Origin of the sequence: Mucilaginibacter lacusdianchii (assembly GCF_009770985.1) — a bacterium.
Classification (GTDB): Bacteria; Bacteroidota; Bacteroidia; order Sphingobacteriales; family Sphingobacteriaceae; genus Mucilaginibacter; species Mucilaginibacter lacusdianchii.
In genome coordinates this window covers 1,374,668-1,399,858 of the sequence record NZ_WSRW01000002.1, presented here as the reverse complement: position 1 = coordinate 1,399,858, position 25,191 = coordinate 1,374,668, and the positions used below count along the sequence as shown (strand labels likewise).

The following is a 25,191-nucleotide window of genomic DNA, read 5'->3' as shown; positions in this document are numbered from 1 at the left end:
CTTTTGCCTGGGCAACCGGATCAACTGTGTTGCCCCGCATAATTTTAGCGGATGGATTCACTCTCATGGTCGGTCATGTTAACGTTGCCTGATGCACTGTTGTAAGTATGCTGCGTAGCCACCGAATGCTGGTTAGCCCGGCGCGCTTTCAGTAATGATAGAATTTGAAAATAGATAAACTTCGGAATATTAACCAGCGATTGCCAAATGCGCTGATCGGTATCAGATTTAACCAGTGCAATATAAAAGCCCAAAACAAACAGGATAAAACCACTCATCCATACGGCTACACCGGTCCAACTGATAAAAATGTTGGCTAGCATGCAAAACACCGACAATATCAAAAATATAAACAGCGGCGGACGCAAAAGTATCAAACCAAACACAAATTGGTTTAAGCTAAAATTTTTGATGGATTTGCCCAGCATGGTAAAGCCATATTTAAAGTACTTAAACCAGGTGTTAATCCAGCGGGCGCGTTGTTTAACCAACTGGTCCGACTGGGTGGTCTTTTCGTCGTACACAATAGCTTTGTCAGTAAAGGCAATACGTTTGTTACTGCTTAAAATAGCAGCTTGCAAAACCTTGTCAAATCCGGCACCGCTTACATCATTATGCTCCAAGCAATCTCGATACAGCTGTGTAGTAAAGGCCATGCCCGAACCAGCCAGGGTTGCCGATGAGCCAATGTTGAACAGTACTTTACCATCGTAAAAATGATAGTAAATGTCTCGCGCTGCATCCAAACAGGCGTAAGTGGTGTTCATATTTTTAGCTTCGCGAATGCCTTGCACAGCTTCAAATCCCTGGTTAAAGTACTTGTTAAGTTCGTTTAGATATTCAGGCTCAACTAGGTTGTCGCTATCAATAATCGTTAGCCTTTCATGCGGGCGTTTAAAGCGGTTGATGGCATAGAAATGCGAGCGGGTATTGCTGGCCAGAGTTTCTTCCGGACGTAAAATAATTACCCGCGGATCGGTAAAGTGCAGGCTGCTTACATCGCATTTATCGGCTACTATATAAATTAAATAGTTAGTGTAATTCAATTTTAGTAAAGAGGCAACCACATCGGGAATGGAAGTAACCTGTTCATAAGCAGTTACAATAATACCATAGTCAGCTTCGGCAGGTGCCGAAATAAGTGCCTTGCTGCGTTTGCGCAACTGATAAAATAAAAACAGTACTATCGGCAAAACGAGGTTATACCCAATCAGCACCTGAAATACAATCCATATCCACTTTAAAACCGGCATTTTGATATCAAGTTAAGCTTTTACAATCTTAAATAACTATTCTGTTGGCGGCACTTGGCCTTTATCTACTTCATTTAATACCCAGCCAATAAACTTTCCGTTTAAGTTTTTCAGGTATTCAATATGTTGTTTCTTTTGATCTTTTAAAGTTTGACCAGCCTTAAATACAGTTACAATTTTATTTGCAAAGGCTGCCCATTCTTTCGATTTGTTTAAACTACTTAGTGGCGAAGCTTTGACAATGATAATGTCGAACTGATTTTTTAATAATGCAATCCTGTTTTCAATAACCTCGGCAGTGCTGGCTTCCAACACAGAAATATCGCCGCCTTTGTTGCCCAGTACGGCTATTTTGGCACCCGGTGCAAAATCTGTTAAAGACAGAGTCCCCGCTAAATAATCTTCCAGGTAAGTTTTCGGTTTAACGGCTTCTGTAATATCCGGTTTTGTGAAATCACCATCAATCAGCAATACCTTTTTATTTACGTGCGAGTAAGCATAAGCCAAATTAAGGGCTAAAAAGGTTTTGCCCTCGCCGGCGTTAATACTGTTAACCAGTAATATTTTTTCATCCTTCAGGTCGTGGTCAATCTCATAACGGATGGATTGCACCAGGTTTTTGAACTGCCGTATTTCAGCATCCGGGTTGGCGTTGCTCCAAATCTGGCGCAAATCCAGCGTAGCACCACTCAAGCGGTGCAGGTAACCCAGCACCGGGATTTTGGTAGCGTTAGCCATCTCGCGCGGATTTTTGATGCTGTTGTCCATATAAAACAATACAAACAACACCACAATGCAAAAGGTAAAGCTCACAATACCGCTGATGATAACCAGCAGCATTTTTTTAGACGGCTGTGCCGCCCCGGGCATGGCTGTTTGTATCTGGCGCAGTTGTGTGGAAAAGCTAGATTCTAAACTGGTTTGGTTATACCGGTTCAAAATATCCATGTACTCATCACGGGCAATTTGAATAGCGCTTTCATTGGCCTGTACTACAGCTTCGTGCGGTGTTAAAGTGGTTAACCGGCTGTTTAGCTTATTTAATTCATTTTGTATAGAATTAATGCCGTTTTTAGCCAAATCGTAATTCACCTGCAGCGTAAGCTTTTGCTGAATCAGGTTCTGTTTATTATTAAGCGGATTAACGATGTATCGGTCTGACGATTGTACAATCTGCAAATTCAATATCCGCTGCAATGAATCAATGCGCGATTGGTAAGCCGCATCAAATCCGCTTTGAATGTAGGCATCATTAGCCGCCTGCAAATGCGTACGGGTGCGTACAATTTGCTGGTTGATGCGCATCATCGAACTTTCAACATACTTGCGGTCGGCAGGATCAAACTGGCGGTCAATATCATTGATGGCAGCTGCATTAGCTACAGCATCTTTTTTAGCTTCCTGTAATTTTGATTCGTAATTAGATATCTGATCGTATGTAGTGCTGGCCAGCTCGTCTAAACTTAATATGCGGTTTTTAATTTTATAATTTTTCAGCTGATCCATCCGCTTGTTCAGCGTATCTTCCTTGGCCTTTAACAGCCGGCCATAAAAGGTAACAGCCTTGTGCTGGTTTTCTTTAACCAGCAAAGTATAATAATTAATAAATTCTGAACACAACGTGTTCACCACTTTTGCTGATAAGTTCGGGTCGGCCGACTCAAAGCTTACCGTAACATAATCGCTGTTATCAGTCCGGTAAACGCCCAGTTTTTGCAGTAACGACTGGTCGTCGTATTTCATCGAAACCAATACGTCGTGCAGCCCTTTCTGATCTTTGTCAAACAGCGATAATGCTTGGCGTTTGTTGTACAAATCGGTATAAACGTCAACCGCGTGTTTGCGGGCGGCCGGAACCAGCTGCTGAACCAGTTTGCTGGGCTTGTTATAAGGGTCTTTACTGGTCAGATCATGAATCATGATTTGATAAGACACCTGATCCAGCATTTTTTTAGATTTCAGCATCGTAATCAGGTTGCTGAATTGCTGGGCAATTTTATTATCGCTGGCGGCATCACTGTTTGGGTTCAATGCAGCCTGTGTATCATCTACAATACCTGTTGCAATCTGCGCTTCGGATGGGTAGTTATCAGGCTGATTACGAACTAAGAAGAAGGTGATAACAATAGTAACTAACGGAACTATAACCAGCGTGTATTTGTGTTTTCGTAGTACTTTAATAAAGCTGCTTAATTCCATTATTTAATATTTTCTAATTTGTCGCCCAATAGTTCTTCCAAATCTGCCTTAGCTGAAAACAGGTTTGCTTCGGCGGTTATTTTTGTTTCGTTGGCTTGTGCCAGGGCCAGGCGGGCCCTGCTGTAATTATCAAAAGTTTCTTCGCCTTTTTCAAATTTGTGTCTTACTTCTTTAAGCGCATTATCAGCATCCAGGGCGCTTTGCGACTGAATTTTAAGTGAAGCCACGCGTTGCAGATACACATAATAGCGTTTCCTAACGTTAGTACTTATCGTAATTATATACTCCTGCTGCTCGCTGCTGGCTTGGCTAAGTTCACGTTTGGCTTGTTTTACGAGGTAGGGTTTCTGGAAAAAAGCCCCCAAACTAAAAAATATGCCTAATTGTGTACCAGTAAATAAGCTTTGCCGGTTGTTAACCGTACCTGTTGCCGCATCAACCGATTGATATAAGTTCAAAGTAGAGTTGGGCTGATAGATATAGGATACCGTAAATGGATCCAGGTAAGATACCTTAGCCTTGCTGATGTTATTTTGCGCTGCTTCTACACGGGCACCATAAAATTTTACGCGCGGGTAATAGTCTTTAGCAACGTTAATCAGCTTTTGTATATAAGCCTCAGATATATCGGGTACAATGCTGCTGCTTTGCGCATGGGTAGCTGTTGCAGCAAACAACAGAATACCTGTAACAGCGGTTAAAAATTTCTTATTCATTAAACAGTTAAATATGCGGGGCATACAAACGTATACAGCTTTAAACAGGTTAAAGTACTTAATTGCCCTTATACGGCAAAAATATGTTGTGGTTGTTGATTTTGTTATAATAATGGGCAAATAAATTCTAGTACAATGAATAAATATGCCTGTAAACAACTATACTATGTTTCGTGGCAATTGTTCATTATAAGCATCAAATTATAGCTTATTTATTTTAGTAACTGATTTTCTACCATGTGTAGCGTAATAAATAAACAATCCTAATGCAAAAGCAATCAGGCAAACCGACGTGGCTTTTGGATTGCTCACAAATATACTGAAGGTAACAAACCAATACACTGCAATAAACAGTAAAGGTACTAAAGGGTACCATTTAATGGTATAAATGCCGCTCTCATTTAAATGCTGGGTGCGTTTACGCAAAATAAAAATAGCCATGGCTGCCGTTGAGAGCCCTATGGTTTCAAAAAACATGGCATAGTTCAGGATGTCGCCAAACGATTTTACAACAAGCAGAATAAGCAGTACCATGCCTACAAAAAAACTCATTCCAAACTCTTGCGTTTGCGTGCGTGGGTTTATGCGTTTAAAAATCGCCGGTAAAATACCGTCTTCGGCCATAGCATAGTATACGCGTGGAACTGACATAATATTAACGTTTACATAAGCTAATACCGAAACGAACATCAATACCGATGTTACTTTTTCGCCTACTGCACCAAATACAACGGAAGCCATTTTAGCAGCGAGTGCCTGATTTTGCTGTAAACCGCTTATGCCCAGTACATAGTAGTATGCATAATTGATAGCTAAATAAACTGTTATGACCACAGCAATACCTATAAAAATCGCTTTTGGCGTATTTTTTTTGGCCTCAACAATATCGCCACCAAAATTAATAGTTTGCTGATAGCCGGTATAAGTAAAAAATACAGCCACCAAGCTTAATCCAAAAGCCGAAATTGGGTTATCAGGGTGGGTGATGGTATGCGTAATAGCAGTTGCCCCATCGCTTTTAAATATAGCCAGGCACAACACTACAATCATCCCTACTTTAAAAGCCGTTAGTAAATTTTGTACACGAGCACTTAATTTAATTCCTAAAAAATTAATAAGGTACACCAGTAGTACTAGGCCAATAGTGGTTATCTTGGTGCCGGTATCATTTTGCAAGCTACTGGGTAACACAATAGGATTTAAATACTCCGCACCAATTAAGGCTACTGCTGCTACCGAGGCTGTAGTGGCCAGTATGGCTGCCCAGTTAATCATAAAGGCGAAGGCTGGGTGGTAGCAGTATGAAAACAATTTGTAAAAGCCGCCAGTTGCAGGGTAGCGGGCACCTATTTCGGCAAAGGTAAGGGCACCACATAAAGTAACCACGCCGCCTACTATCCAGGCTGTAAAAAACAAGGTAGGGTTACCCGAGCGGAGTGCAACTTCGCCCGGTGATTTAAATATACCGGTACCAATAATCAGGCTGATAACGATCATGGTTAGGTCTAACCGGGTAAGCTTAGGCTTTATATGCATTGAATACTTTGTTACGAGTTTTGATTTTTCTGTTACTTTTGTTGTAACTGATCTGTGTATTTGTTAATTTAAGAACGCCAACAGGCGACCTGTCACAAATCGTAATGAAACACACAAAAAAGCGACTAAATATAGCATTTGTTATGGCAGCAGGTTTGATGTTGCTCAACATTGCCGTATTAGCGCAAAGTAAAGCTCGCAACGCAAAGCATGCAGAAAGCGCACAGTTTATTTCTTTTAAAAGAATGGCTGATGATGCGGGTATTGGTTTTTGTATTCCTGATGGTTTTAAAGAGATAAAACCAGTTAATAATGAAAACTTTGATGCCGATTATGCTATGGCTTTGCCGGGTGAAGATTTTGAAGTTTGGATTCAGGTAAGATCATTAAAACAGAGCTGGAACAGCTATGAGCAGCTGAAGGATATCCGCAGCCGGCAACTGGAAAATCCTGACTCATTATATAAAGCTACGAGCCGGGCACTTGCTTTACAATTAAGTTTTGACAATAAATATTTTAGCCGCAACCTGCAGCCCGATATTCTGGAGCAATATAATGCCGATGCGGGTAAAACCTATCTAGTCAATCTTTCCGATTCCCCCGAAACACACCGTTTCAAATATGCTATGCTCATCGCTTTGCAAAAAGACCACACGGGCATGGTAATGGCACTTTGCCTGGCTAATGAAAAGGGGCCCGAGCTTTTTAAAAACATCAACAAAGCACGCGATTGCCTAAGGTTTAAGTAGTACATTTGTTTGGCTAATGCCAACTTTTTTAGTATATTTGAAGGTTAACAAATGGCGTTTGTGTAGCGTTTAATCGCTTAAAATGGCTTTTGTTTATTTTATTTCCTGATTCTGAAACATGGCAGATCAAATTAATTATAGTGAAGACAGTATCCGTTCGCTCGATTGGAAAGAGCACATCCGCCTGCGGCCGGGTATGTATATTGGTAAGCTGGGTGATGGTTCGGCCTATGACGACGGTATTTACGTATTGTTGAAAGAGATTGTGGATAACTCGATAGACGAGTTTGTGATGGGGGCCGGGCGTACCATCGACATTAACATGAGCGATCATAAAGTAGCCGTGCGCGATTACGGTCGTGGTATCCCGCTGGGTAAGGTGATCGATTGCGTTTCCAAGATCAACACCGGTGGTAAATATGATAGCAAAGCCTTTCAAAAATCAGTTGGTTTAAATGGTGTAGGTACAAAGGCCGTAAATGCCTTATCAACATCGTTTACTGTGCAATCATACCGTGACGGCCGTACCAAGCTGGCCGAGTTTTCAAAAGGTGAGTTGGTAAGAGACGAAGCCGAAAAAGAAACCACACAACGTAACGGTACCGCTATTAACTTTTTCCCGGACGAGACTATTTTTCGTAACTACCGATTTATACCGGAGTTTGTACAAAACATGATTTGGAACTACGTGTTCCTGAACGCCGGATTGACCGTAAATTTTAACGGGCAGAAGTTCTTTTCGCAAAACGGGTTGCGCGACTTGTTAGAGCGTAATACAGATGCTGAGAACTTGCGTTATCCTATCATTCACCTAAAAGGGGAGGATATTGAGATAGCCATGACGCATGGTCAGCAATACGGTGAAGAATATTATTCTTTTGTTAACGGTCAGCACACTACCCAGGGCGGTACGCACCAAGCCGCATTTCGCGAAGCGGTAGTACGTACGCTGCGCGAGTTCTATAAAAAAGAGTATGATGCTTCAGATATTCGGGCTTCTATTGTAGGCGCTATTGCCATTAAAGTACAAGAACCGGTTTTTGAATCGCAAACCAAAACCAAACTGGGTTCGCAAAACGTAGGACCAGAAGGCCCAACCGTGCGTGGTTTTATCAACGATTTTGTGAAGACCGAGTTGGATAACTACCTGCATAAAAATCCGGCGACGGCTGATGCACTTTTAAAACGCATTTTGCAATCGGAACGTGAGCGAAAGGATATTGCCGGTATTAAAAAGCTAGCTAATGAACGCGCTAAGAAAGCATCATTACATAACCGTAAGTTGCGCGACTGTAAACTGCATTTTGATGACAATCACGAGCGCAAGCAAGATACTACACTGTTCATCACCGAGGGTGACTCGGCCAGTGGTTCTATTACCAAATCGCGCGATGTGCAAACACAGGCGGTATTTAGCTTAAAGGGTAAGCCATTAAACTGTTTTGGTTTAACTAAAAAGGTTGTTTACGAAAACGAAGAGTTTAACCTGTTGCAGCACGCCTTAAATATTGAAGACGGTTTAGATGGCTTGCGTTACAACAATATCGTTATCGCTACCGATGCCGACGTAGATGGGATGCACATTCGTTTGCTGATGATGACGTTCTTTTTGCAGTTTTTTCCCGATTTGGTAAAAGCTGGTCATGTATCTATTCTGCAAACACCCCTTTTTCGGGTACGCAATAAAAAAGAAACCATTTATTGCTACAGCGATGAAGAACGCCGTAACGCAATAGCCAAACTGGGCAACAAGCCCGAAATAACCCGATTTAAAGGTTTAGGTGAAATATCACCCGATGAGTTTGGTTTATTCATTGGTAAAGACATGCGCCTGGATCCGGTGATTTTAAAAGATGCCAACATTAAAGGTTTGCTGGAATACTTTATGGGTAAAAACACCCCAACACGTCAGCAGCACATCGTGCAAAATCTACGTGTCGAGAAAGATGATGAAAGCGTAAATCCACTAGTTGCTGAAGAAAACATGGCCGTAGCGTAAAAAAATTATAATGAATAAGCTTAGGGCTTATAGGTTACTATTGTTTTTTAAATAAAATATAGTAACTTATAGGCCCTTTTTAATTGGATGTTAAATTTTTAGAAAAAGCGCTCTTTGAGTTAGTTAAAGAGCCACGTTACGTCAATGATTGACCATGAAATTAAAATAGCTTTTAAAGAGTACAGTTCACTCGATGAACTGAATAATCAAGATAAGCAACTTTGCCAGGAAGCCGAAAAGGCCATGACGCAATCTCACTCGCCATATTCACGCTTTAAAGTAGGAGCGGCGTTGCGTTTGCAAAGCGGTAAAATAATTTACGGCAGTAACCAGGAAAATGTGGCTTATCCATCCGGCCTTTGTGCCGAGCGTGTAGCACTGTTTTATTGGGGAGCCAACTATAGTGATGATCCGGTCGAAAGTATTGCCATTACTGCACATACCCACGAGTTTACAATTACCAAGCCCATTACACCTTGCGGCTCCTGCCTGCAAGTGCTGGCCGAGTATGAAAAGAAGCAGGGTGGTAAAATAAAAATCATATTATACTGTTTGGATGGCCCTGTATGGATTACTAATGGTATTGAAAGCTTTTTACCATTTATGTTTTTTGAAGATAGATTAGCTTTGACGGTATGAAAAAGTTATTAGGTTTATGTTTACTATTAGTGGCTTTCTACCTGCCGGTGTCTGCACAATACAGTTTCCCGTTTGGTAACGAAATCAAGGTTTTTAAACAGCAGGATAGCGTTAACTTCCCAAAGCCGAAAGGTGTTTTGTTTGTAGGTAGTTCGTCGATACGGTTGTGGGATGATTTGGAACATCGATTTGCAGCTTATCCGGTTATCAAAAGAGGGGTAGGTGGTTCAAAATTACACGAGTGGGTGCAGTACTATATGCCTTACATTCTGTACCCATATAAACCGGCTAAGATATTTATATATGCCGGCGAAAACGATATTGCAGATGGCATCCCTGCTTCGCAAGTAGCGCAGGATTTCGCCGCCCTTTGTCAAATGATCAGAAAAAAGCTGCCTAAGGCTAATGTTTACTTTCTATCTATCAAGCAAAGCCCAAGCAGGGCCAAGTATTATAGCGAGGTAACACTGGCAAACCAGCAAATCAAGCAATTTATTAAGGGTAAGCGTCGTACTTATTTTATTGATGTCAATACACCGTTGTTTAATAGTCAAACGCAACAACCCGATTCTGCATATTTTAAATCGGATTATCTGCACTTAAAACCAAATGGTTATGACCGGTGGGAAGAAGTATTGAGAAACTATATAAAATAAGAAAAGCCGCTTACTCGCTAAGCGGCTTTTCAGTTGAAAAACTATTTAATTAACCAAACTATATTTTGTTGAATACAGAGTGCACGTTGGTGATTTTCCAGCCATTACCAGTATTGGCTAGGGTTACATAATTGCTACGAACAAAATGGCTGTACTGCATGTCAACTTTTACAACGGTAATGTCGGCGTTGGCTTCAACTACCGAAGTTGATGTGGTGCAGTCTTGGCGTACGTTAGCATTTTCTTTCATAAATTTTATCATTTGCTCTTTATCACAACTGACAACTTTGTTGCCACGCAGTATACTGAACTTGGCGCAATCCTCAATTACATCGCCCAGGCCGGCAAGTTTACCTTGGCATATAGCGCTCACATAAGTGTTTATGGCGTAGTTTTTTGATAATTTAGCTGCATCTGGTTTGTCTGATGCTTTAGCGGCAAAAGTTGAAATGAATAACAATGCTGCGAATAAGAATGAGTTTAATGTTTTCATGATATTTAAAGTTTAAGATTACTAATTGAATTTATACTCATAAGACACTAGTAAATATCAATACGTTACAACATTTCGAGTTTAAATTGAACTTTTAACAAAAATTTAACATATTACCTTAACTAATACAATCAGCCTTAGCAAGAAAGCTGTTTTGTTAACAAACATGGTAGCATTTAACGCACTTATTTTTAAGATGGGGCAGCAGGGCGAAAAAACCGGGTGGACCTGCATTGATATTCCTGCCGATGTTGCGCAACAATTAAAGCCCAATAATCGTAAATCTTTCAGGGTCAGGGGTATGTTAGATAATTTTCCTATAGCTGGTGTTGCTCTGATGCCTATGGGCGAAGGTAATTTCATACTAACACTCAATGCCGATATGCGCAAAGGTGTACGCAAAAGTGCGGGCGCTATAGTGCAAGCACAATTAGAAGTTGACCATGATTTTAAATTGGTAGTACCTGATGATTTGCAGGAATGCCTAGCCGATGACCCTGAAACATTATCATACTTTGAGGGTTTGCTTGAATCGCATAGGCGGTACTTTGTTAACTGGATTAACAGCGCTAAAACCGAACCCACTCGGGCCAAACGTATTGTGCTTACCTGTAACGCCATGGCTCATAAATGGGATTACAGCCAAATGATTCGCGCGTCTAAACAGCAGGATTCTGACCATTTATTGCGGTAAAACGCCGGTTTTTACCTATATTTTATGTATATTTGTCTAAGAAAATTAGCATTTTAAGTGTGCAGTTCTTGGCGCATTTAAGTTGGTCTTTTGAACTTTTCTATTGATTAAAATGTCAGATACTTTAGATTCAAACGATAAGTTGCATAATGTTACCGCACTAGACGGTTTGTATGAGAACTGGTTTTTGGACTATGCTTCTTATGTAATCCTCGATCGTGCGGTACCACATATATACGATGGCCTAAAGCCCGTGCAACGCCGTATCCTTCATTCCTTAAAAGAAATGGACGACGGGCGTTTTAATAAAGCAGCCAACGTAATTGGTAACACCATGAAATATCACCCGCACGGTGATGCTTCCATTGGTGATGCCATGGTACAGATTGGTCAAAAAAACCTATTGATAGATTGCCAGGGTAACTGGGGACACCCCATAACGGGTGATTCAGCTGCGGCTCCCCGTTACATTGAAGCACGTTTATCTAAATTTGCGCTTGATGTAGTATTTAACCCTGATACCACACAATGGCAGGCTAGTTATGATGGTCGTAATCGCGAGCCGATTACACTGCCTGTTAAGTTTCCATTATTGCTGGCGCAGGGGGTTGAAGGTATAGCGGTGGGCCTGGCTACCAAAATTTTACCACACAACTTTATAGAACTGCTGGATGCCTCAATGGAGGTATTACGCGGCGTTCGACCCAACATTTTACCAGATTTCCCGACAGGAGGTATGGCCGATTGTTCAAACTATAACGAAGGTCAACGTGGTGGTAAAGTACGTGTGCGAGCAAAAATTTTGGAGCGTGATAAAAAGACTCTGGTAATTACAGAAATACCTTTCACAACCACGTCTGGAAGCTTGATTGATAGTATTATTACCGCGAATGAAAAAGGTAAAATCAAAATTAAGAAAATTGAGGATAATACTACTTGGGAACCGGAAATCATAATTCACCTGGCACCGGGTATATCACCCGATGTCACCATCGATGCATTGTATGCCTTTACCGATTGCGAAGTATCTATATCGCCCAATACCTGTATCATTTTAGATGATAAGCCACACTTTATGAGTGTGAACGACATTTTGATGCAGAGCACACAGCACACGAAAAACCTGTTGCAAAAAGAACTGGAAATACGTTTGCTGGAATTAAAAGAAAAGATATTCTTCAGCTCCCTCCTGAAAATCTTTATTCAGGAAGGCATGTACAAGCACCCGGAGTATGAAAGCTCCGGTAATTTTGAGGTGGTGGTTGCCGTATTGAACCGGTTGTTTGAACCATTCTTCCCTAAATTCTACCGCACTATTCTGCCCGACGATTATAAGCGACTGATTGATAAACCAATGAGCAGCATCACCCGCTTTGACGTTAAAAAAGCGGACGAGCAGATGAAAGCTTTAGAGGCCGAGATTAAAGAGGTAAATCATAATTTGAAACACCTTACCGACTATGCCATTGCCTGGTTCCAGAAACTGAAAGACAAATACGGTAAAGGACGCGAGCGCAAAACAGAGTTACGTACGTTTGATAGGGTAGAGGCAGCGCAAGTAGCATTGGCCAACGTAAAATTATACGTAAACCGTGATGATGGTTTTGTGGGCAGTGGCTTAAAGAAAGACGAGTTTGTGTGCGATTGTTCGGATATCGACGAAATCATCGTATTCCGGTCAGACGGGCGTTGTATTATTACCAAAGTGCAGGATAAGGTGTTTGTGGGTAAAGACATTATCCATGTAGCCGTATTTAAGAAGAACGACGAGCGTACCGTTTACAACCTGATCTACAAAGATGGTGAAAGCGGTATTGCCTATATCAAACGTTTCTCGGTAATGGGCGTAACCCGTGATAAGGAATACGACCTAACCAAGGGGACCAAAGGCACCAGAGTGCTTTACTTTAGTGCTAACCCTAACGGCGAAGCCGAGGTGGTAAACATTCAACTCAAACCGCATTCTAAATTAAAGAAACTGCAGTTTGATGAGGACTTTGCCAATATCGCTATCAAAGGCCGCAACTCTATTGGTAACCAGGTAACTAAATATCCGGTTAAAAAGGTACTGTTTAAAAGCAAAGGTGTATCTACGCTGGCTGGCCGTAAAATATGGTATGATGATGTGCTGAAGCGCCTTAATGTAGATGGACGTGGCAAATACTTAGGCGAGTTTGACGGTGATGATAAGATATTAACCGTAATGAGCAACGGTGTATATGAGCTCAGTAGCTTTGACTTAAACAATCACTTTGATGATAAAATGATGGTGATTGAAAAGTACGAGCCCGAAAAAGTTTACTCGGTAGTGCACTATGATGGTAAATCAAAAAATTACCTGGTTAAGCGCTTCTTATTCGAAAACCTGGCTGTTGGTAAACAAACCAGCTTCATCAGCGAAGAACCGGGCTCTAAACTCATACTCATATCGGGCGCAGCTCAGCCTGTAGTAAAAGTAGAGCAACTAAAAGGCAAGGCACAGCTACTGGAATTGGTTGAACTGAACCTGACTGATTTGATTGACGTAAAAGGTATGAAAGCTATGGGTAACCGTTTATCGGCCCATGTGGTGCAAACCGTGCAACTGATAGCTGAACATGATGATGCTGAAGATGTACCCGACCCTGCACCAGAATCGGTAGCAGACACGCAACTAGATGCTGATACTGAGAAACCGCAGCCTGATACCAACCCCGAGCTTGCTGCCAAAATTATCGACTTGGAAATAACCAACCCCGATGATGTGGAACTAGGCAAAGGGCAACTAGGACTGTTTTAATTATAATTTATGATCCCGAATCTTTTCTAATTCCTTTTTTAAATTAGAAACTTGATTGGATGCCGTTGGACTATGCGCCGCTAGTTCAACGGCTTTTTTTTGCCTGCTAATGGCCTCATCATAAAAACCTAATCGGTATAAAATATGTGCAAGTGTATCATAAAACGCATATACATCAGGGCTTAAGTCGATAGATCTTTTGCTCCATAGCATGGCTTTGGTTAAATGGTCAGGATTGCGTGTGCCCAATACGTAAAAGTTATATGCCGCATTGTTTAATACGGTAGCTACATCCGAGGTGCCGCCACTGCTTACAGCCGTTATAGTTTGCGTTATTTTACCGGACGTCGGCGTAGTACGGACTATTTTAGCATCACTGATTACCGCATTAGGGTGAATCTGTTTAATCCGTTCGGCATTGGCCTTTTTCATGTTATCAAGCGCTTGCTGCTTTAGTTTTTGTATAGAGTCAGCACTCAAACGCATGTAATAGTTGTCATAATGAAAGCTGGCTTGCCTGTAGTAATTAGCGGTATCTTTTACTGCATAATAGTAATAAATCAACTCATCAGACGCTGCCTTAGAACCTTGGTTATAATTCGTGTACCAAGTATTACGAATAAAGTTAGACACTTGTTGGGCAAGCACAGCGTTTTTGGTACGGATGGCCTCATTACGAGTGTTCACAATAATTCGGTTATTGATAGCTTTCCTTATTTCAACAGGTTCATGTTTATATACGCTATCTGCTACTTTACGATTGCTGTAAGCAAAGTTGTAAGCTTTGCCAAAGGCTAAGGGGCCGGCTTTCAGAATAAATAATACTTCCTGATAATCATCAAATGCTTTAACAGGTAAGTTGTTCAGGTATTCGTCAATCAGCTGTGCATTATTATATAAGCCTAATTCCTGTTTTAAGGATATATAATCTTTAAACTGTGCTGTTGTTAATTTGCCTTGTTGACGAAGACTTTCATAATTGCTGATGGTTCTGTCAGATCTGGCTGTTTTCAAAGCATTTTCGGCCATCTTTAAATAAAAATCTGGCTGGGTTGACATCATTGCTATGCCTTTATATAAAAGGTTGCCTTGTTCATCTAAAAAGAAATAAGCAGGATAGGCATTTATTTGAAGTGAATATTTCTTAATAAAAGCGATATAGTTAGAATCTGAAGAAAAAGCTTTTATATTAATGAAGTTGTTGTTGTATAGATTAACAACCGCTTTGTCTTCAATACCGTATTTTAAAGCTGGTAAATTGGGCGGTCTGTTGCTGGTCATGCCTAGTACTTCAATGTTAACAAATATCAGCTTATGACTTTGCCGGGCAGATAAAAGCGCACTTTGAAAGCTTTTTTGATATTTGATTGACTGTGCTTGAGTGTTGAAACTAACAATACAAGCTAATAGGTAGAACCAGAATAATCTCATTTTCTTATGATAAGGCAAGGTTAATGAGCGAAATATAAGATTATTAAATAAAAAAGAAAAGCCCTTCGAGTACTCGAAGGGCTTTTCTTTTTTATGATTGCTGCTGTTATTACAGAATCAGGATTAATACTAATATGATGATGATGATAGCACCTACTGAAAGGTAAACACCGCCACCGCCTAAAGCGTTAGCTTCTTTTTTTAAACCTTTCAGCTCAGCTTTCAACTCTTTACGCTCAGCTTTGTTCAGGTGCGATTTGTCCATCGCTTTAATTTCGTCAACGCGGGTTTTAATTTCTTCAATACGAGCGTTTTTCTCTTCAACAGTCATGTTGGCTACAGCCTCTTTGCTGTATACATTGTTGTCGTTGCTAACTGTTGCTGCTTTTGATGTGAAAGCGGCAAAGCTTAACATCAGCATGGTAACAAATAGATAGATTTTCTTTTTCATACGGCTTTAGATTAAAATTTTCTATTAAACAAACCTCTGCTTTGTACAGAATGTTTTCAGAATATCAATTTTACGGCCAGTATAGTGTGAAAAAGTGTGCTTATATACTGATGTAATAAGGCGCTTCAAATACATGCCCTTTATCCAATTTTTGTATGCCCTCTTTAAATTGGATGTCTTTCGCCTGATTATCAGCATCTGCACAGCCCAGCCAGGGTTCTATACAAACAAAGTTGGCTCCCGGTTTAGCCCAAATTCCTAAATAGTTATAGTGTGGAAATTCAACGGTAAGAGCAGTATCTGTTTTGTTTGATTTGATGCTTACTGCCCGGCTTTGTATATTTTTAAACACAAGCGCATCGTTATTGAACAGATTTTTAGTCAATGGCAAATGGTTGCCTTGCAGTGCAACAGGTTGCGTTTGGCCGGTAAAATAGCCTTCGGGCGATAATAAATGAGTTTCTAAAATGCCGCTGTTCTCAAACTCCAAATAATAATCTTCATAAACGCCATCAGCACCAAACGGAATGTTAAATGCCGGATGGCCGCCCACCGAAAAATAAATAGGTTTGCTATCCAGGTTTATGACTTTATAGGTAATGCGCAAGGCATTCTCAATCAAATCATACAAAATTTGAAAATCAAACTGATACGGATAAACTTTCAGTGTCTCCTCAGAATATTGAAGAGAAAACGTTGCACTTTGGGTGTCCGTTTCCTTTAATACAAACTCCGACTGCCGGGCAAAGCCATGCCGCGATAAAGGATAAGTTTGACCGTTAACAATTAACTGGTTATCAATCAATCCGCCCACCACCGGGAATAAATTAGGCGCATGCCAGGGCCATACCTGCGCATCGGCTTGCCATAGGTGTTCTATTTGTGCTGTTTTATTGTATAGCGACGTTAGTTGTGCACCTTTGGTATCGATGCTAACTTTAAAATAATCGTTTTCGATGACGGTCATATGCGATTAGGCTAATGGTAAATGTACAAAAAGTAGGGTAACATTCAGTTTGTATAAACTATTGCTTGTCTACTTTCAAATGAGCTTTAATAACCGAATCTTTTTGTGCCGGCGAAAGCTTGTAATTAAAATTAAATGTAGCGCCTTCCCAATCGCCGTAAGATGGGTTAGGGATAACGATATACCGGCTGCCAAACTGTTGCATCAGTTTTTGCGTAACAGCCTGGCGGTTTTGTTCGGTGGGGTGATTGTCGTATAACACATCAAAGTCGGGCAGGTTATCACCGCAGAGTAGTACAATGTTATACTTGTTAAGAACCTGCTGGCGTCGGCTTTCTTTACTCGAACTGCCGGTTTTTAAAATCAGGTGTTCATTATCGGCGTTGGGCAAACCATACATTTGCAGGTTTTTGATGGTACCGGCACGTTCATCCTCATCACGGTTAGTAACATAAAATACAGCTACGCCTTTACTGGCAGCATATTTAAAAAATGACGGTGCCCCCGGAACGGTATCACACTGCGCTTTGGCCGTCCATGCTTTCCAAGTGGCTACATCATAATCCTGGTTATTTACGGCACGCATGGCATCGTAAGGGCTGTTGTCTAACACGGTTTCATCAATATCGGTTACTACAGCTAACGGTTTACCGCCTGGTTCCTTTAAGGCTTCGTCTAACCGCAGTTTGGCAATGTTGTAAGCCTGAAAGCATAAAGCCTGGTACTCGGCCGAACGTTGCTGCCATAAAGATGACCATACCTTGCCGCCATTTACCAGCGAAGTTTGGGTAGTAGGTTTAGTAACTTTGCAGGCAGTTAATAAAGCTAGGCCTGATAGAATAGCAGTAGTAAGTTTTTTCATGATACAGCACAGATTTCAACAAGTCAAAGCTAGTAAACAATCGTGCAAAATAAAAAATGCCGTAAGATGACTCTTATGGCATTTTCAATATTTTAATTGTATGATGCTTTTTACAACAATTCGGGTTTTAGCTTTTCTGTAAACTCTTTGGTAAACTTATTCAGTTTAGGCTGTATCACAAAAGCACAATACGGTTTTGTGGCGTTATCCACAAAGTAATTTTGATGATAATCTTCGGCTTTGAAAAAGGTAACGGCGGGTACTACTTGCGTTACAATACGTTTGTCAAATACCTGTTGTTTGGTTAACTGTTCAATCATGGCCTCAGCCTGTTGCTTTTGCTCATCGGTATGATAAAAAATAGCTGAGCGGTATTGGGAACCTACATCGTTGCCCTGGCGGTTTAGCGTAGTTGGATCGTGCGTTTTAAAAAATATAAGCAACAGTTCATTAAAACTAATTGTATCTGCATCAAACTCTAATTCAATTACCTCGGCATGCCCGGTATCACCGTTACAAATCTGCATATAAGTGGGGCTGTCCACATGTCCGCCAGTATAACCTGATGTAACCGACTTAACGCCTTGTATCGTCTGAAAAATAGCCTCGGTACACCAAAAACAACCGCCGCCAAATGTAGCTCTCTGTAAGTTCATATTTAACTTTTACGAAAACTATGCCAGCTTTTAAGAAAATAGAATTGGTGTGACTTGTTGGAGTACTAATAATTGGTAAAATGTGTAATTATATGATTAATCTACTCATTATTGTTACTCAGCAAATTATCGGATAATAAGCTTGAATGTTATTATGCGCCAACTTCGTGAGATTATTTAGTTTACTTCCAATACATCCCTGCCCGGCAAGGTGGGGAAATGCGCATGCGGTTCGCGCTGATACCAGTAGGCAACCGTTATAATATCCGAGTTTTGCGCCAGGTACTTGCCGCCATGACGCCAGCCTAAATCTTGTATGGTCACTTTTAAGCCGTTTTCAAAGCGGATAGGATCCATGATATGCCAACGGTACATGCCAAACCGCTGTTGCGAATTGTACAATCCATCCGGCCGGATAACCTGATGTAAACCTGCGTAAGCCGTTGAAAATTCTTCGTACTGATGCGTTTTTGAATTTTCAAAATTGTATGATCCGCAAAAGTAGTCTTCGGTGCCGGTGCCTACTATAGTAGCAAAATCTTTATCCCCATCCATAAAAAATTTAATCTCGCCTTCGCCCCACCAGCCGTTGTTGCGAGTACCTACTGCCATGTAAGTGCCCACATATTGGCCTTTACCTTTTACGTTATCAACAATGGTATGTAACGAGCCATTACCCGGTGTTGAACGGCGATATTGAGCATGAAAATAGCCTTCATCATCGCCCACTGGGGTAAGGGTATAATCAACCTGATAATACAGGCGCATAGGTTCCAGGTTGTTGATATTTTGTACCGTGATGCGGCATTTTTTGCGGAATGGCATTTTCCAGTAACTGTTAAAGGCGCTACCGGGGTTCACTGTCATAGCCAGTGAGTTCAGGCGTGCATATTGGTTCCAGGCCATGCCAAAAAAGGCGCCGATAGGAGCTTCTATAGACGGCTCTTTTTCATCATCCCAATAAAAACGGATGATGGAGAATTGCCAGTTACCGGTGGGTGTCATCCAGATATGCTGTATGGCGCCGGGGCCTTCCATTTCGGCAATAGTAAAGGTTTCGTTAGAATTGATGATGATAAAGGGGTTTACTTTCCAGCCTTTGCCCAGCTTTTCGGCCGGCTCTGCGGCGTTGGCCACATTGCGCTTACCTTTGTCGGTTGCCGGGTCGGCCATGCCGCCCTGGCCTTTTTGTCCACTAAAGTTTTCGGGACTGATGGAACGAGTTTGCGCATCTGATAAACGCGACAAGTTGCCCATGTTCATGTCCAGTCCGTTAAATTTAGTGGTGTTTTGTGCATAAGCGCAAAGGCTAAGCAATGCCAGGGCAATACAAAGTGTGATCGTTTTCATGGTTTAATATTGGTTGGTTTGGTAAGCAGGCAATCTGCAAAAGCTACTTCCAAGCAATATTAAACATTTGGCATCATCTGCCCAATTGCATTTGAGTTTAAAAGAAAAATATTAATTCTTACCAGTTAAGGTTTAAAAACGCTGTAAGTATCAAGTACAGTAGTAAAATAAGTGTAATGTGCTCAATAAAATGGCGTTGCTGATGATCAGGAATGAATGAATTTATGCCAGTTGTATAGTTTGCAAAGCTCTTCCATAATAAGGGTCATGGAGGTAAGCAACCTGCGCCTTTCTGTGTTATCAGCAGCGTAATGGAATTTAAACGTTAGGATATCTAAATCCTTACGTAACTGAAAGCGTCCCTTTTGTGCTTCTGACAAATTCATGCCTAAATTTAATTAGTAGTATTGAATTTGTTTTCTTTATTTGAAAATTACGTATTTGTCGGGTATAGTCATGTGGTTTGTACGCGGTTTTATAATTGGCGGCAATTTTAGTAATTGAAGGTCTGTTCTTTTAAGATAAGGGAACCTTTCAAGAGTTGATGATATTCAACTGCCGGATACTAACACCGTTGCTGTAGCCTTTATAAGTATCTATCAGCTTCGTTAATAGAGATATCATTAATACTGGCATACCTTTTTTGCATCAGGCCGTTGGCATCAAATTCCCAATTTTCATTGCCGTAGGCTCTGAACCATTGCCCATCTGCGTTTTGATATTCATATTCAAACCTTACGGCAATACGATTATCGGTAAAAGCCCAAAGTTCTTTTTTTAGCTTGTAATTCAATTCTTTTTGCCATTTACGGGTTAAAAACTGTATCACTTCCTCGCGTCCGTTTACAAATTCCGACCTGTTGCGCCATTCGGTGTCAATGGTATAAGCCAATGCTATATTTTCGGGATTTTGGCTATTCCAGGCATCTTCGGCCAATTGCACTTTTTGGCGGGCGGTATCCAAGGTAAAAGGTGGCAAAGGATACTTTTGTACTGACATGGCGCAATAGATTTAAATTTTTTATCAGTAACAAAAGTAAACTGTTGCTAAGTAAGTATATGGTATTATTTACGGCTGCTACGGTAATATTAATGTTTTTTCATGAGTGTATAAGCTACCGTATAATCTGCCGATTCGTCTGTCTGTTCGCGGCCGGTTTGGGTGTTTAGCTTCAGCGGTTTTTGTAATAGCTGATTGTTTTTTAATTCAAACTTAAGTTTCAGCGTATCCGTCATCCCTTCTTGCATAAAGGTCCAAACGGCATCAATCATGTCGCCGCTACGGGTACCAGCAAGTTTACCTTTTCGGCTGTCTTTTTCGTGCGGCATCCAGTTTATTTGGCCGGTAACCGTGCCGCCTTTTAGGTTAAGCGTAACGGTAGTACTATCCTGATGGTTTGTACCCTCGGTGTGTAAAAAATGCTCGGTGCCGTTAACCAATGCACTGGGAATATCACGTTCAGTAGTAATCGTATCCGTTTTTGTTTTGGTGTTGGTTACAATTGAATCAGCGGTGCTGTTTTTATTTTGGGGTGATGAGCAAGCAGTTGCAGCTAAGGCTACAATAGTGATCGGCAAGATATGTTTCATAAGGGTATAAACTAGATGATGGGGCAAAAGTTTATTATTGATAGTTGTTTTACTGTAGACCGAAGCCTAAGAGCGAATAGCACATTAATTTTACTGTGTTTAAAATTTTAATGAGCTAACCAAAGCACTGCCACACGATTAACTAATTTTGTATACGTTAAGGCTTACCCAATGGCAGCATACAACATTGATGCACACCTTTCCTCTGTATTTTGGTTGGTAAAAGCACCCTCGCGATTGGGTATGTAAATTTAGGTAGTACATTGCGTCGGCTCATAAATGATTCGGTTATTGTTTTCATTTAGGGCCGTTTCTAAAACAGCTCTGTTTTTTTCGCCCCATTTTTCCAAGCTGATTATCAAAGGCAAAAGGCTAAATCCCAGACCTGTTAACTGATATTCAACTTTAGGAATTTTAGTATCGAAAGAGATTTTATCTACAAACCCATATTTCACTAATTCATCCAATTGCTTAGTCATTACCCGCCGGTCTACAGCAATTTTTTTCTGCAATGCTCCTGGCCTTTTTATCCCCTCTGAAATATAATAAATCAGCATCAGTTTCCATTTTCCATCCAAAAGTTCCTTGAATACGTGCAAGCCACAATCCGTTCTTATAGGGATTTTTTTTTTATACATCGGTTGGTCAATCAATTGTCATAGCCAATACGCACAAAGTTGTGCGTACTTGCTATAAGGTAAGTGGTCAGATAATTTTGTATCAAGTTATAAAAAGACAATGATCAAATTTACGTTTTTAGTACAAAAACTACCAGGCATGAGCCTTGAAGAGTTTGTGGATTATCACAAAAATCACCACGCGCCTTTATTCTGTTCCATCCCTGAAACGGAACTTTACGTTAGAAAGTATGTAGTTAATCACCCTATAGTAGCCGAAGATTTTCCTAAGCCTTTATACGATGCTGTGGTAGAAATCTCGTTTGACTCGTTCGAAAATTTCAACACTTTCTTCACATCAGAAAACTATTTAACAAAGGTGCATCCCGATGAACCTAAATTTTTTGATACTTCAAACTATATTGCAATGGCAACCCACGAAACAATCATTAAAGCTAGTGTATAACTAATAACCTTATCGATAACGCTAATGGGGGGATGGGCGTTTTTGGTCTATAGGATGACGAAGTATTTCAGAAATTAATTAGTTTAAATAACACGCTATTTTCGACTATAAAAGAAAAGCCGGTCTCTCAACCGGCTATTTTGTTTTATGGATTCGTTTTCTTCGCTTCCTGCATCGGGTTGCCGCCGGTGCTGGCGCCGCGTATAGTGTTTTGTTGTTTAAACAATTCAAAGCGGGTTGGCGTGTATTCACGTGGCCAGGCGTTGTTGGTTTCGTTAATGTCGGCCGTTTCGCGGTAAGGGTCAAGTTTCAGGCTGCGCACCTCTTTAGTTTTGGCAAACACTTTGGTCACCTTCTGCTCATTTTTGCGCCAGATGTAGGCCGATATTTTTTCTAATTCTTTGCTGCCATCAGCATAAGTCCATTCCAGAATTAATGGCATAGGTGTACCGCCTTGGTTGCTGAAGCTGATTTCATAGAAGTAATTCTTGCTATCATAAAACTTTTTCTCTTCAGGACTTAAAGCATCGTACATGGCCTTGTAGCTGGCATCACTGGCCGGGGTGGCAGCAAAGCGGTCGTACTTGCTGTAAAAATCTTGCAGGGCTGTATCAGCTTCAACGGCAAAGCGGGTGCCAGCAGCCTTGTTACGGGTGGTGCTGATGTTTTGCAGGTTGCGGTCAAACTGGGCACGGTCATAAGTGCTTTCTGTTTGTGGGTTTTTGGTATTCAGGCGGTAATATTTTACGCTGTCTACTGATATGTCTACGGGATCGGTTCCGTAGAACCAGGCACGCCAGTACCAGTCCAAATCTACTGCCGAAGCATCTTCCATCGTGCGGAAAAAATCGGTAGGGGTAGGGTGTTTGAATGCCCAGCGGTGCGAGTAGGTGCGGAAAGCATAATCAAACAGATCGCGACCCATTACGGTTTCGCGCAAAATATTCAATGCTGTAGCGGGTTTAGCATAAGCATTCGGACCAAAGCGTACAATATTTTCCGAATTGGTCATAACAGGTTCCAACTCATTCTTCGGCAGTTTCATATAATCCACAATCTTGTAAGCCGGACCACGGTTCGACGGGAAGTTAGGATCCCATTCTTGCTCGGCCATATACTGGCAGAAAGTGTTCAAGCCTTCGTCCATCCAGGTCCACTGGCGCTCATCAGAATTCACAATCATCGGGAAAAAGTTGTGACCTACCTCGTGGATAATCACGCCGATCATGCCGTTTTTAGTTGCCTCGCTATACGTACCGTCTTGCTCGGCCCTGCCGTAGTTAAAGCAAATCATAGGATACTCCATACCGTTGCTGGCCTCAACCGAAGTAGCAGCCGGATAAGGGTAAGGGAATGTATGTTTAGAATATGTACGTAAGGTATGTGCCACCACTTTGGTAGAATAACGGCGATACAGCGGATAAGCCTCAGGCCCGTAAACCGACATGGCCATTACTTTTTTGCCGCCGTCAATTTGTACAGCCATGGCATCCCACACCACACGGCGTGATGATACCCAGGCAAAATCGCGAACGTTTTCGGCATGCCAGCTCCAGGTTTTGCGGGCAGTAGCATGGCCTTTCATGGCGTTTTTTACCTCAGCCAAGGTTACAATCTCAACAGGTTCTTTAGCGGTTTGCGCCTGTTGCCAGCGGCGGTACTGTGCACCGGTTAAGGTTTGCGCATAGTTAGAGCATTGTCCGGTAGCATCAACCACATGGTCGGCCGGAACGTTCAGGTTTACTTTAAAATCGCCAAAGGTTAAAGCAAATTCACCACGACCGGTAAACTGTTTGTTTTGCCAGCCCTGAAAATCGCTGTACACGGCCATGCGTGGATACCACTGCGCCATGGTGTACAGGTAGTTTTTATCTTCCGGAAAGTACTCATAGCCACCACGACCGCCAATGGTTAAACGATCGGATATATTATACCACCATACAATTTTGAATTTAAATTTTGCACCAGCTGCCAGCGTTTGCGGCAACTCGATGCGCATCATCGTTTCGTTGATGGTATATTTCAGGTTGTTGCCTGCCGCATCTTTAACTGATACGATATGGTTACCCAGATCCAGGTTATGGCCCATGATGCTTTGCAGCTGGCGCAGGCTCATTTTATCCTGCATGCGGCTTTCGTCAAACTTGGCGCTCTCGGCGTCTTTTTTATGCTCGTTTTCGTCTAGTTGTAACCACAGATAGGTTAATGGGTCGGGCGAGTTATTGGAGTAAGTAATGGTTTCAGTACCGTCCAGGCGTTGTTTGTCATCATCTAAACGGGCGTCAATTTCATAATCGGCTTTTTGTTGCCAATATTTGGGTCCCGGAGCGCCCGATGCCGAGCGATACATGTTTGGGTCGGCCAGCATTTGGCCCAGCTGTTCAAACTTATTGCCGTGGTTTGAGCCGGGATTGTACTGTAGCTGCTGGGCCTGGGTGGCGGCGCTCAGCAACAAGGTTCCGGCTAGCAGGGAGTAAAATATTCTCATCTAAAATGAATTAACTGATAACGTTCAATGCACATAATAAGTGCTATGCCAAATATAGCAGATGAAAGGAACAATGTCCACTCCCTGCGCTGTATTCGCATCAAATTCAGCATTACAAAAGCCAAAAGCAACACAACTGTTACAATAAGCAGCTGCCCAAACTCCAGCCCTATATTAAAAGCAAAAAGTTGGGGTACAATATTCTGGCTTTTACCCAGCAAGCTTTTTAGGTAATTCGAAAAGCCAAGCCCATGTATCAACCCAAAAAACAGGGCTAGTGCGTAGGTAAGTTTTACTGTGCTCGGCGAGCGTTTTTTGCGTGTAATGTTAATAAAACTGGTAATTACAATAGTTACCGGAATAAGAAATTCAATAAGCGAGGTATTAATGTGCAGGACATTTAAGGCGCTTAAAGCTAGGGTAAGCGAGTGCCCAATGGTAAAGGCCGTAACCAGTATTAGCACCTTACGCCAATCGGCCAATAGGTAAACGCCGCACAGGGCGGTTACAAATAAAATATGGTCGTAGCCTTGCCAGTCGCATATATGCTGCCAGCCTAATTCAAAATACAACGGAAAATCATGCATCGGCTTAATTTAT

General features: G+C 41.5%; 24 protein-coding genes. 7 read left to right on the top strand and 17 right to left on the bottom strand.

Annotated elements, in window-relative coordinates; genetic code table 11:
• Positions 1-44: 44 nt before the first annotated feature.
• From GPM24_RS12985 to GPM24_RS12970, 4 genes are all read right to left on the bottom strand, one after another.
• Positions 45-1,253, bottom strand: a complete 1,209-nt coding sequence (locus tag GPM24_RS12985) for a glycosyltransferase (protein ID WP_158827165.1) — start codon at positions 1,251-1,253, stop codon at positions 45-47.
• A 36-nt stretch (positions 1,254-1,289) separates the two neighbouring features.
• Positions 1,290-3,452 carry a GumC family protein gene (locus GPM24_RS12980; RefSeq protein ID WP_158827164.1) on the bottom strand — a complete coding sequence of 721 codons (2,163 nt, stop codon included), beginning with the start codon at positions 3,450-3,452 and terminating at the stop codon, positions 1,290-1,292.
• Positions 3,452-4,168 carry a TolC family protein gene (locus GPM24_RS12975; RefSeq protein WP_158827163.1) on the bottom strand — a complete coding sequence of 239 codons (717 nt, stop codon included), beginning with the start codon at positions 4,166-4,168 and terminating at the stop codon, positions 3,452-3,454. The genes GPM24_RS12980 and GPM24_RS12975 overlap by 1 nt, the downstream gene beginning before the upstream one ends.
• A 201-nt stretch (positions 4,169-4,369) precedes the next feature.
• Positions 4,370-5,704, bottom strand: coding sequence for an APC family permease (locus GPM24_RS12970; protein ID WP_158827162.1), 1,335 nt, complete (start codon positions 5,702-5,704; stop codon positions 4,370-4,372).
• Positions 5,705-5,847: 143 nt separating this feature from the next.
• On the opposite strand from GPM24_RS12970, the gene GPM24_RS12965 reads away from it, so the two are divergent.
• The 4 genes from GPM24_RS12965 to GPM24_RS12950 all read left to right on the top strand — a co-directional run bounded on the left by GPM24_RS12965 (position 5,848) and on the right by GPM24_RS12950 (position 9,747).
• A complete protein-coding gene (locus tag GPM24_RS12965; RefSeq protein ID WP_158827161.1) occupies positions 5,848-6,453 on the top strand; it encodes a hypothetical protein in 606 nt (201 codons plus the stop codon).
• A 118-nt stretch (positions 6,454-6,571) separates the two neighbouring features.
• Positions 6,572-8,452, top strand: a complete 1,881-nt coding sequence (locus tag GPM24_RS12960; RefSeq protein ID WP_158827160.1) for a DNA topoisomerase IV subunit B — start codon at positions 6,572-6,574, stop codon at positions 8,450-8,452.
• Positions 8,453-8,596: 144 nt separating this feature from the next.
• A complete protein-coding gene (locus GPM24_RS12955) occupies positions 8,597-9,091 on the top strand; it encodes a cytidine deaminase (protein WP_158827159.1) in 495 nt (164 codons plus the stop codon).
• Complete coding sequence (locus GPM24_RS12950) at positions 9,088-9,747, top strand: GDSL-type esterase/lipase family protein (RefSeq protein ID WP_158827158.1); 660 nt, start codon at positions 9,088-9,090, stop codon at positions 9,745-9,747. The genes GPM24_RS12955 and GPM24_RS12950 overlap by 4 nt, the downstream gene beginning before the upstream one ends.
• 58 nt (positions 9,748-9,805) lie before the next feature.
• Here the strand turns inward: GPM24_RS12950 and GPM24_RS12945 are convergent, their stop codons facing one another.
• Complete coding sequence (locus GPM24_RS12945) at positions 9,806-10,240, bottom strand: nuclear transport factor 2 family protein (protein ID WP_158827157.1); 435 nt, start codon at positions 10,238-10,240, stop codon at positions 9,806-9,808.
• 166 nt (positions 10,241-10,406) lie between these two features.
• On the opposite strand from GPM24_RS12945, the gene GPM24_RS12940 reads away from it, so the two are divergent.
• Together GPM24_RS12940 and GPM24_RS12935 are read left to right on the top strand one after the other, a co-directional pair.
• Positions 10,407-10,934, top strand: a complete 528-nt coding sequence (locus GPM24_RS12940; protein WP_158827156.1) for a YdeI/OmpD-associated family protein — start codon at positions 10,407-10,409, stop codon at positions 10,932-10,934.
• Between the two features lie 112 nt (positions 10,935-11,046).
• On the top strand, positions 11,047-13,713 hold the full coding sequence (locus GPM24_RS12935; RefSeq protein WP_158827155.1) for a DNA gyrase/topoisomerase IV subunit A: 2,667 nt from the start codon (positions 11,047-11,049) through the stop codon (positions 13,711-13,713).
• On the opposite strand, the gene GPM24_RS12930 is transcribed toward GPM24_RS12935, so the two are convergent.
• From GPM24_RS12930 to GPM24_RS12885, 10 genes are all read right to left on the bottom strand, one after another.
• Entirely contained in the window at positions 13,714-15,144 is a 1,431-nt protein-coding gene (locus tag GPM24_RS12930; RefSeq protein ID WP_158827154.1) for a hypothetical protein, read from the bottom strand.
• 109 nt (positions 15,145-15,253) lie between these two features.
• Positions 15,254-15,595: a hypothetical protein gene (locus tag GPM24_RS12925; RefSeq protein WP_158827153.1), complete on the bottom strand. Its 342-nt coding sequence runs from the start codon at positions 15,593-15,595 to the stop codon at positions 15,254-15,256.
• Positions 15,596-15,695: 100 nt separating this feature from the next.
• Entirely contained in the window at positions 15,696-16,562 is an 867-nt protein-coding gene (locus tag GPM24_RS12920; protein ID WP_158827152.1) for an aldose 1-epimerase family protein, read from the bottom strand.
• Positions 16,563-16,620: 58 nt separating this feature from the next.
• Complete coding sequence (locus GPM24_RS12915; RefSeq protein WP_158827151.1) at positions 16,621-17,424, bottom strand: 5'-nucleotidase, lipoprotein e(P4) family; 804 nt, start codon at positions 17,422-17,424, stop codon at positions 16,621-16,623.
• A gap of 110 nt (positions 17,425-17,534) precedes the next feature.
• Positions 17,535-18,080 (bottom strand): peptide-methionine (S)-S-oxide reductase MsrA, encoded by a 546-nt coding sequence (msrA, locus tag GPM24_RS12910; protein WP_158827150.1) that lies wholly within the window; start codon positions 18,078-18,080, stop codon positions 17,535-17,537.
• A 177-nt stretch (positions 18,081-18,257) separates the two neighbouring features.
• Positions 18,258-19,430 carry a glycoside hydrolase family 172 protein gene (locus GPM24_RS12905; RefSeq protein WP_158827149.1) on the bottom strand — a complete coding sequence of 391 codons (1,173 nt, stop codon included), beginning with the start codon at positions 19,428-19,430 and terminating at the stop codon, positions 18,258-18,260.
• A gap of 206 nt (positions 19,431-19,636) precedes the next feature.
• Positions 19,637-19,816 (bottom strand): hypothetical protein, encoded by a 180-nt coding sequence (locus tag GPM24_RS12900; RefSeq protein WP_158827148.1) that lies wholly within the window; start codon positions 19,814-19,816, stop codon positions 19,637-19,639.
• A 200-nt stretch (positions 19,817-20,016) separates the two neighbouring features.
• Complete coding sequence (locus tag GPM24_RS12895; RefSeq protein ID WP_158827147.1) at positions 20,017-20,430, bottom strand: nuclear transport factor 2 family protein; 414 nt, start codon at positions 20,428-20,430, stop codon at positions 20,017-20,019.
• An 89-nt stretch (positions 20,431-20,519) separates the two neighbouring features.
• Positions 20,520-21,020 carry a hypothetical protein gene (locus tag GPM24_RS12890; RefSeq protein WP_158827146.1) on the bottom strand — a complete coding sequence of 167 codons (501 nt, stop codon included), beginning with the start codon at positions 21,018-21,020 and terminating at the stop codon, positions 20,520-20,522.
• 251 nt (positions 21,021-21,271) lie between these two features.
• The gene (locus GPM24_RS12885; RefSeq protein WP_233268824.1) at positions 21,272-21,673 is read right to left on the bottom strand and encodes a winged helix-turn-helix transcriptional regulator; all 402 of its coding nucleotides are present in this window, start codon (positions 21,671-21,673) and stop codon (positions 21,272-21,274) included.
• Positions 21,674-21,758: 85 nt separating this feature from the next.
• Between GPM24_RS12885 and GPM24_RS12880 the strand changes: the two genes are divergently transcribed.
• The gene (locus GPM24_RS12880; RefSeq protein WP_158827145.1) at positions 21,759-22,103 is read left to right on the top strand and encodes an EthD domain-containing protein; all 345 of its coding nucleotides are present in this window, start codon (positions 21,759-21,761) and stop codon (positions 22,101-22,103) included.
• A 145-nt stretch (positions 22,104-22,248) separates the two neighbouring features.
• Here GPM24_RS12880 and GPM24_RS12875 read toward each other — a convergent pair whose 3' ends face one another.
• Positions 22,249-24,591 carry a M1 family metallopeptidase gene (locus GPM24_RS12875; protein ID WP_158827144.1) on the bottom strand — a complete coding sequence of 781 codons (2,343 nt, stop codon included), beginning with the start codon at positions 24,589-24,591 and terminating at the stop codon, positions 22,249-22,251.
• Positions 24,588-25,178, bottom strand: coding sequence for a HupE/UreJ family protein (locus tag GPM24_RS12870; protein WP_158827143.1), 591 nt, complete (start codon positions 25,176-25,178; stop codon positions 24,588-24,590). Before GPM24_RS12870 ends, GPM24_RS12875 begins: the two co-directional genes overlap by 4 nt.
• Positions 25,179-25,191 lie beyond the last annotated feature (13 nt).

What these genes read in the sequence shown, in the direction of transcription:
- GPM24_RS12985 (WP_158827165.1), bottom strand. Translation starts at nt 1,253, where the DNA reads ATGCCGGTTTTAAAGTGGATATGGATTGTATTTCAGGTGCTGATTGGG.
- GPM24_RS12980 (WP_158827164.1), bottom strand. Translation starts at nt 3,452, where the DNA reads ATGGAATTAAGCAGCTTTATTAAAGTACTACGAAAACACAAATACACG.
- GPM24_RS12975 (WP_158827163.1), bottom strand. Translation starts at nt 4,168, where the DNA reads ATGAATAAGAAATTTTTAACCGCTGTTACAGGTATTCTGTTGTTTGCT.
- GPM24_RS12970 (WP_158827162.1), bottom strand. Translation starts at nt 5,704, where the DNA reads ATGCATATAAAGCCTAAGCTTACCCGGTTAGACCTAACCATGATCGTT.
- GPM24_RS12965 (WP_158827161.1), top strand. Translation starts at nt 5,848, where the DNA reads ATGGCAGCAGGTTTGATGTTGCTCAACATTGCCGTATTAGCGCAAAGT.
- GPM24_RS12960 (WP_158827160.1), top strand. Translation starts at nt 6,572, where the DNA reads ATGGCAGATCAAATTAATTATAGTGAAGACAGTATCCGTTCGCTCGAT.
- GPM24_RS12955 (WP_158827159.1), top strand. Translation starts at nt 8,597, where the DNA reads ATGATTGACCATGAAATTAAAATAGCTTTTAAAGAGTACAGTTCACTC.
- GPM24_RS12950 (WP_158827158.1), top strand. Translation starts at nt 9,088, where the DNA reads ATGAAAAAGTTATTAGGTTTATGTTTACTATTAGTGGCTTTCTACCTG.
- GPM24_RS12945 (WP_158827157.1), bottom strand. Translation starts at nt 10,240, where the DNA reads ATGAAAACATTAAACTCATTCTTATTCGCAGCATTGTTATTCATTTCA.
- GPM24_RS12940 (WP_158827156.1), top strand. Translation starts at nt 10,407, where the DNA reads ATGGTAGCATTTAACGCACTTATTTTTAAGATGGGGCAGCAGGGCGAA.
- GPM24_RS12935 (WP_158827155.1), top strand. Translation starts at nt 11,047, where the DNA reads ATGTCAGATACTTTAGATTCAAACGATAAGTTGCATAATGTTACCGCA.
- GPM24_RS12930 (WP_158827154.1), bottom strand. Translation starts at nt 15,144, where the DNA reads ATGAGATTATTCTGGTTCTACCTATTAGCTTGTATTGTTAGTTTCAAC.
- GPM24_RS12925 (WP_158827153.1), bottom strand. Translation starts at nt 15,595, where the DNA reads ATGAAAAAGAAAATCTATCTATTTGTTACCATGCTGATGTTAAGCTTT.
- GPM24_RS12920 (WP_158827152.1), bottom strand. Translation starts at nt 16,562, where the DNA reads ATGACCGTCATCGAAAACGATTATTTTAAAGTTAGCATCGATACCAAA.
- GPM24_RS12915 (WP_158827151.1), bottom strand. Translation starts at nt 17,424, where the DNA reads ATGAAAAAACTTACTACTGCTATTCTATCAGGCCTAGCTTTATTAACT.
- msrA (WP_158827150.1), bottom strand. Translation starts at nt 18,080, where the DNA reads ATGAACTTACAGAGAGCTACATTTGGCGGCGGTTGTTTTTGGTGTACC.
- GPM24_RS12905 (WP_158827149.1), bottom strand. Translation starts at nt 19,430, where the DNA reads ATGAAAACGATCACACTTTGTATTGCCCTGGCATTGCTTAGCCTTTGC.
- GPM24_RS12900 (WP_158827148.1), bottom strand. Translation starts at nt 19,816, where the DNA reads ATGAATTTGTCAGAAGCACAAAAGGGACGCTTTCAGTTACGTAAGGAT.
- GPM24_RS12895 (WP_158827147.1), bottom strand. Translation starts at nt 20,430, where the DNA reads ATGTCAGTACAAAAGTATCCTTTGCCACCTTTTACCTTGGATACCGCC.
- GPM24_RS12890 (WP_158827146.1), bottom strand. Translation starts at nt 21,020, where the DNA reads ATGAAACATATCTTGCCGATCACTATTGTAGCCTTAGCTGCAACTGCT.
- GPM24_RS12880 (WP_158827145.1), top strand. Translation starts at nt 21,759, where the DNA reads ATGATCAAATTTACGTTTTTAGTACAAAAACTACCAGGCATGAGCCTT.
- GPM24_RS12875 (WP_158827144.1), bottom strand. Translation starts at nt 24,591, where the DNA reads ATGAGAATATTTTACTCCCTGCTAGCCGGAACCTTGTTGCTGAGCGCC.
- GPM24_RS12870 (WP_158827143.1), bottom strand. Translation starts at nt 25,178, where the DNA reads ATGCATGATTTTCCGTTGTATTTTGAATTAGGCTGGCAGCATATATGC.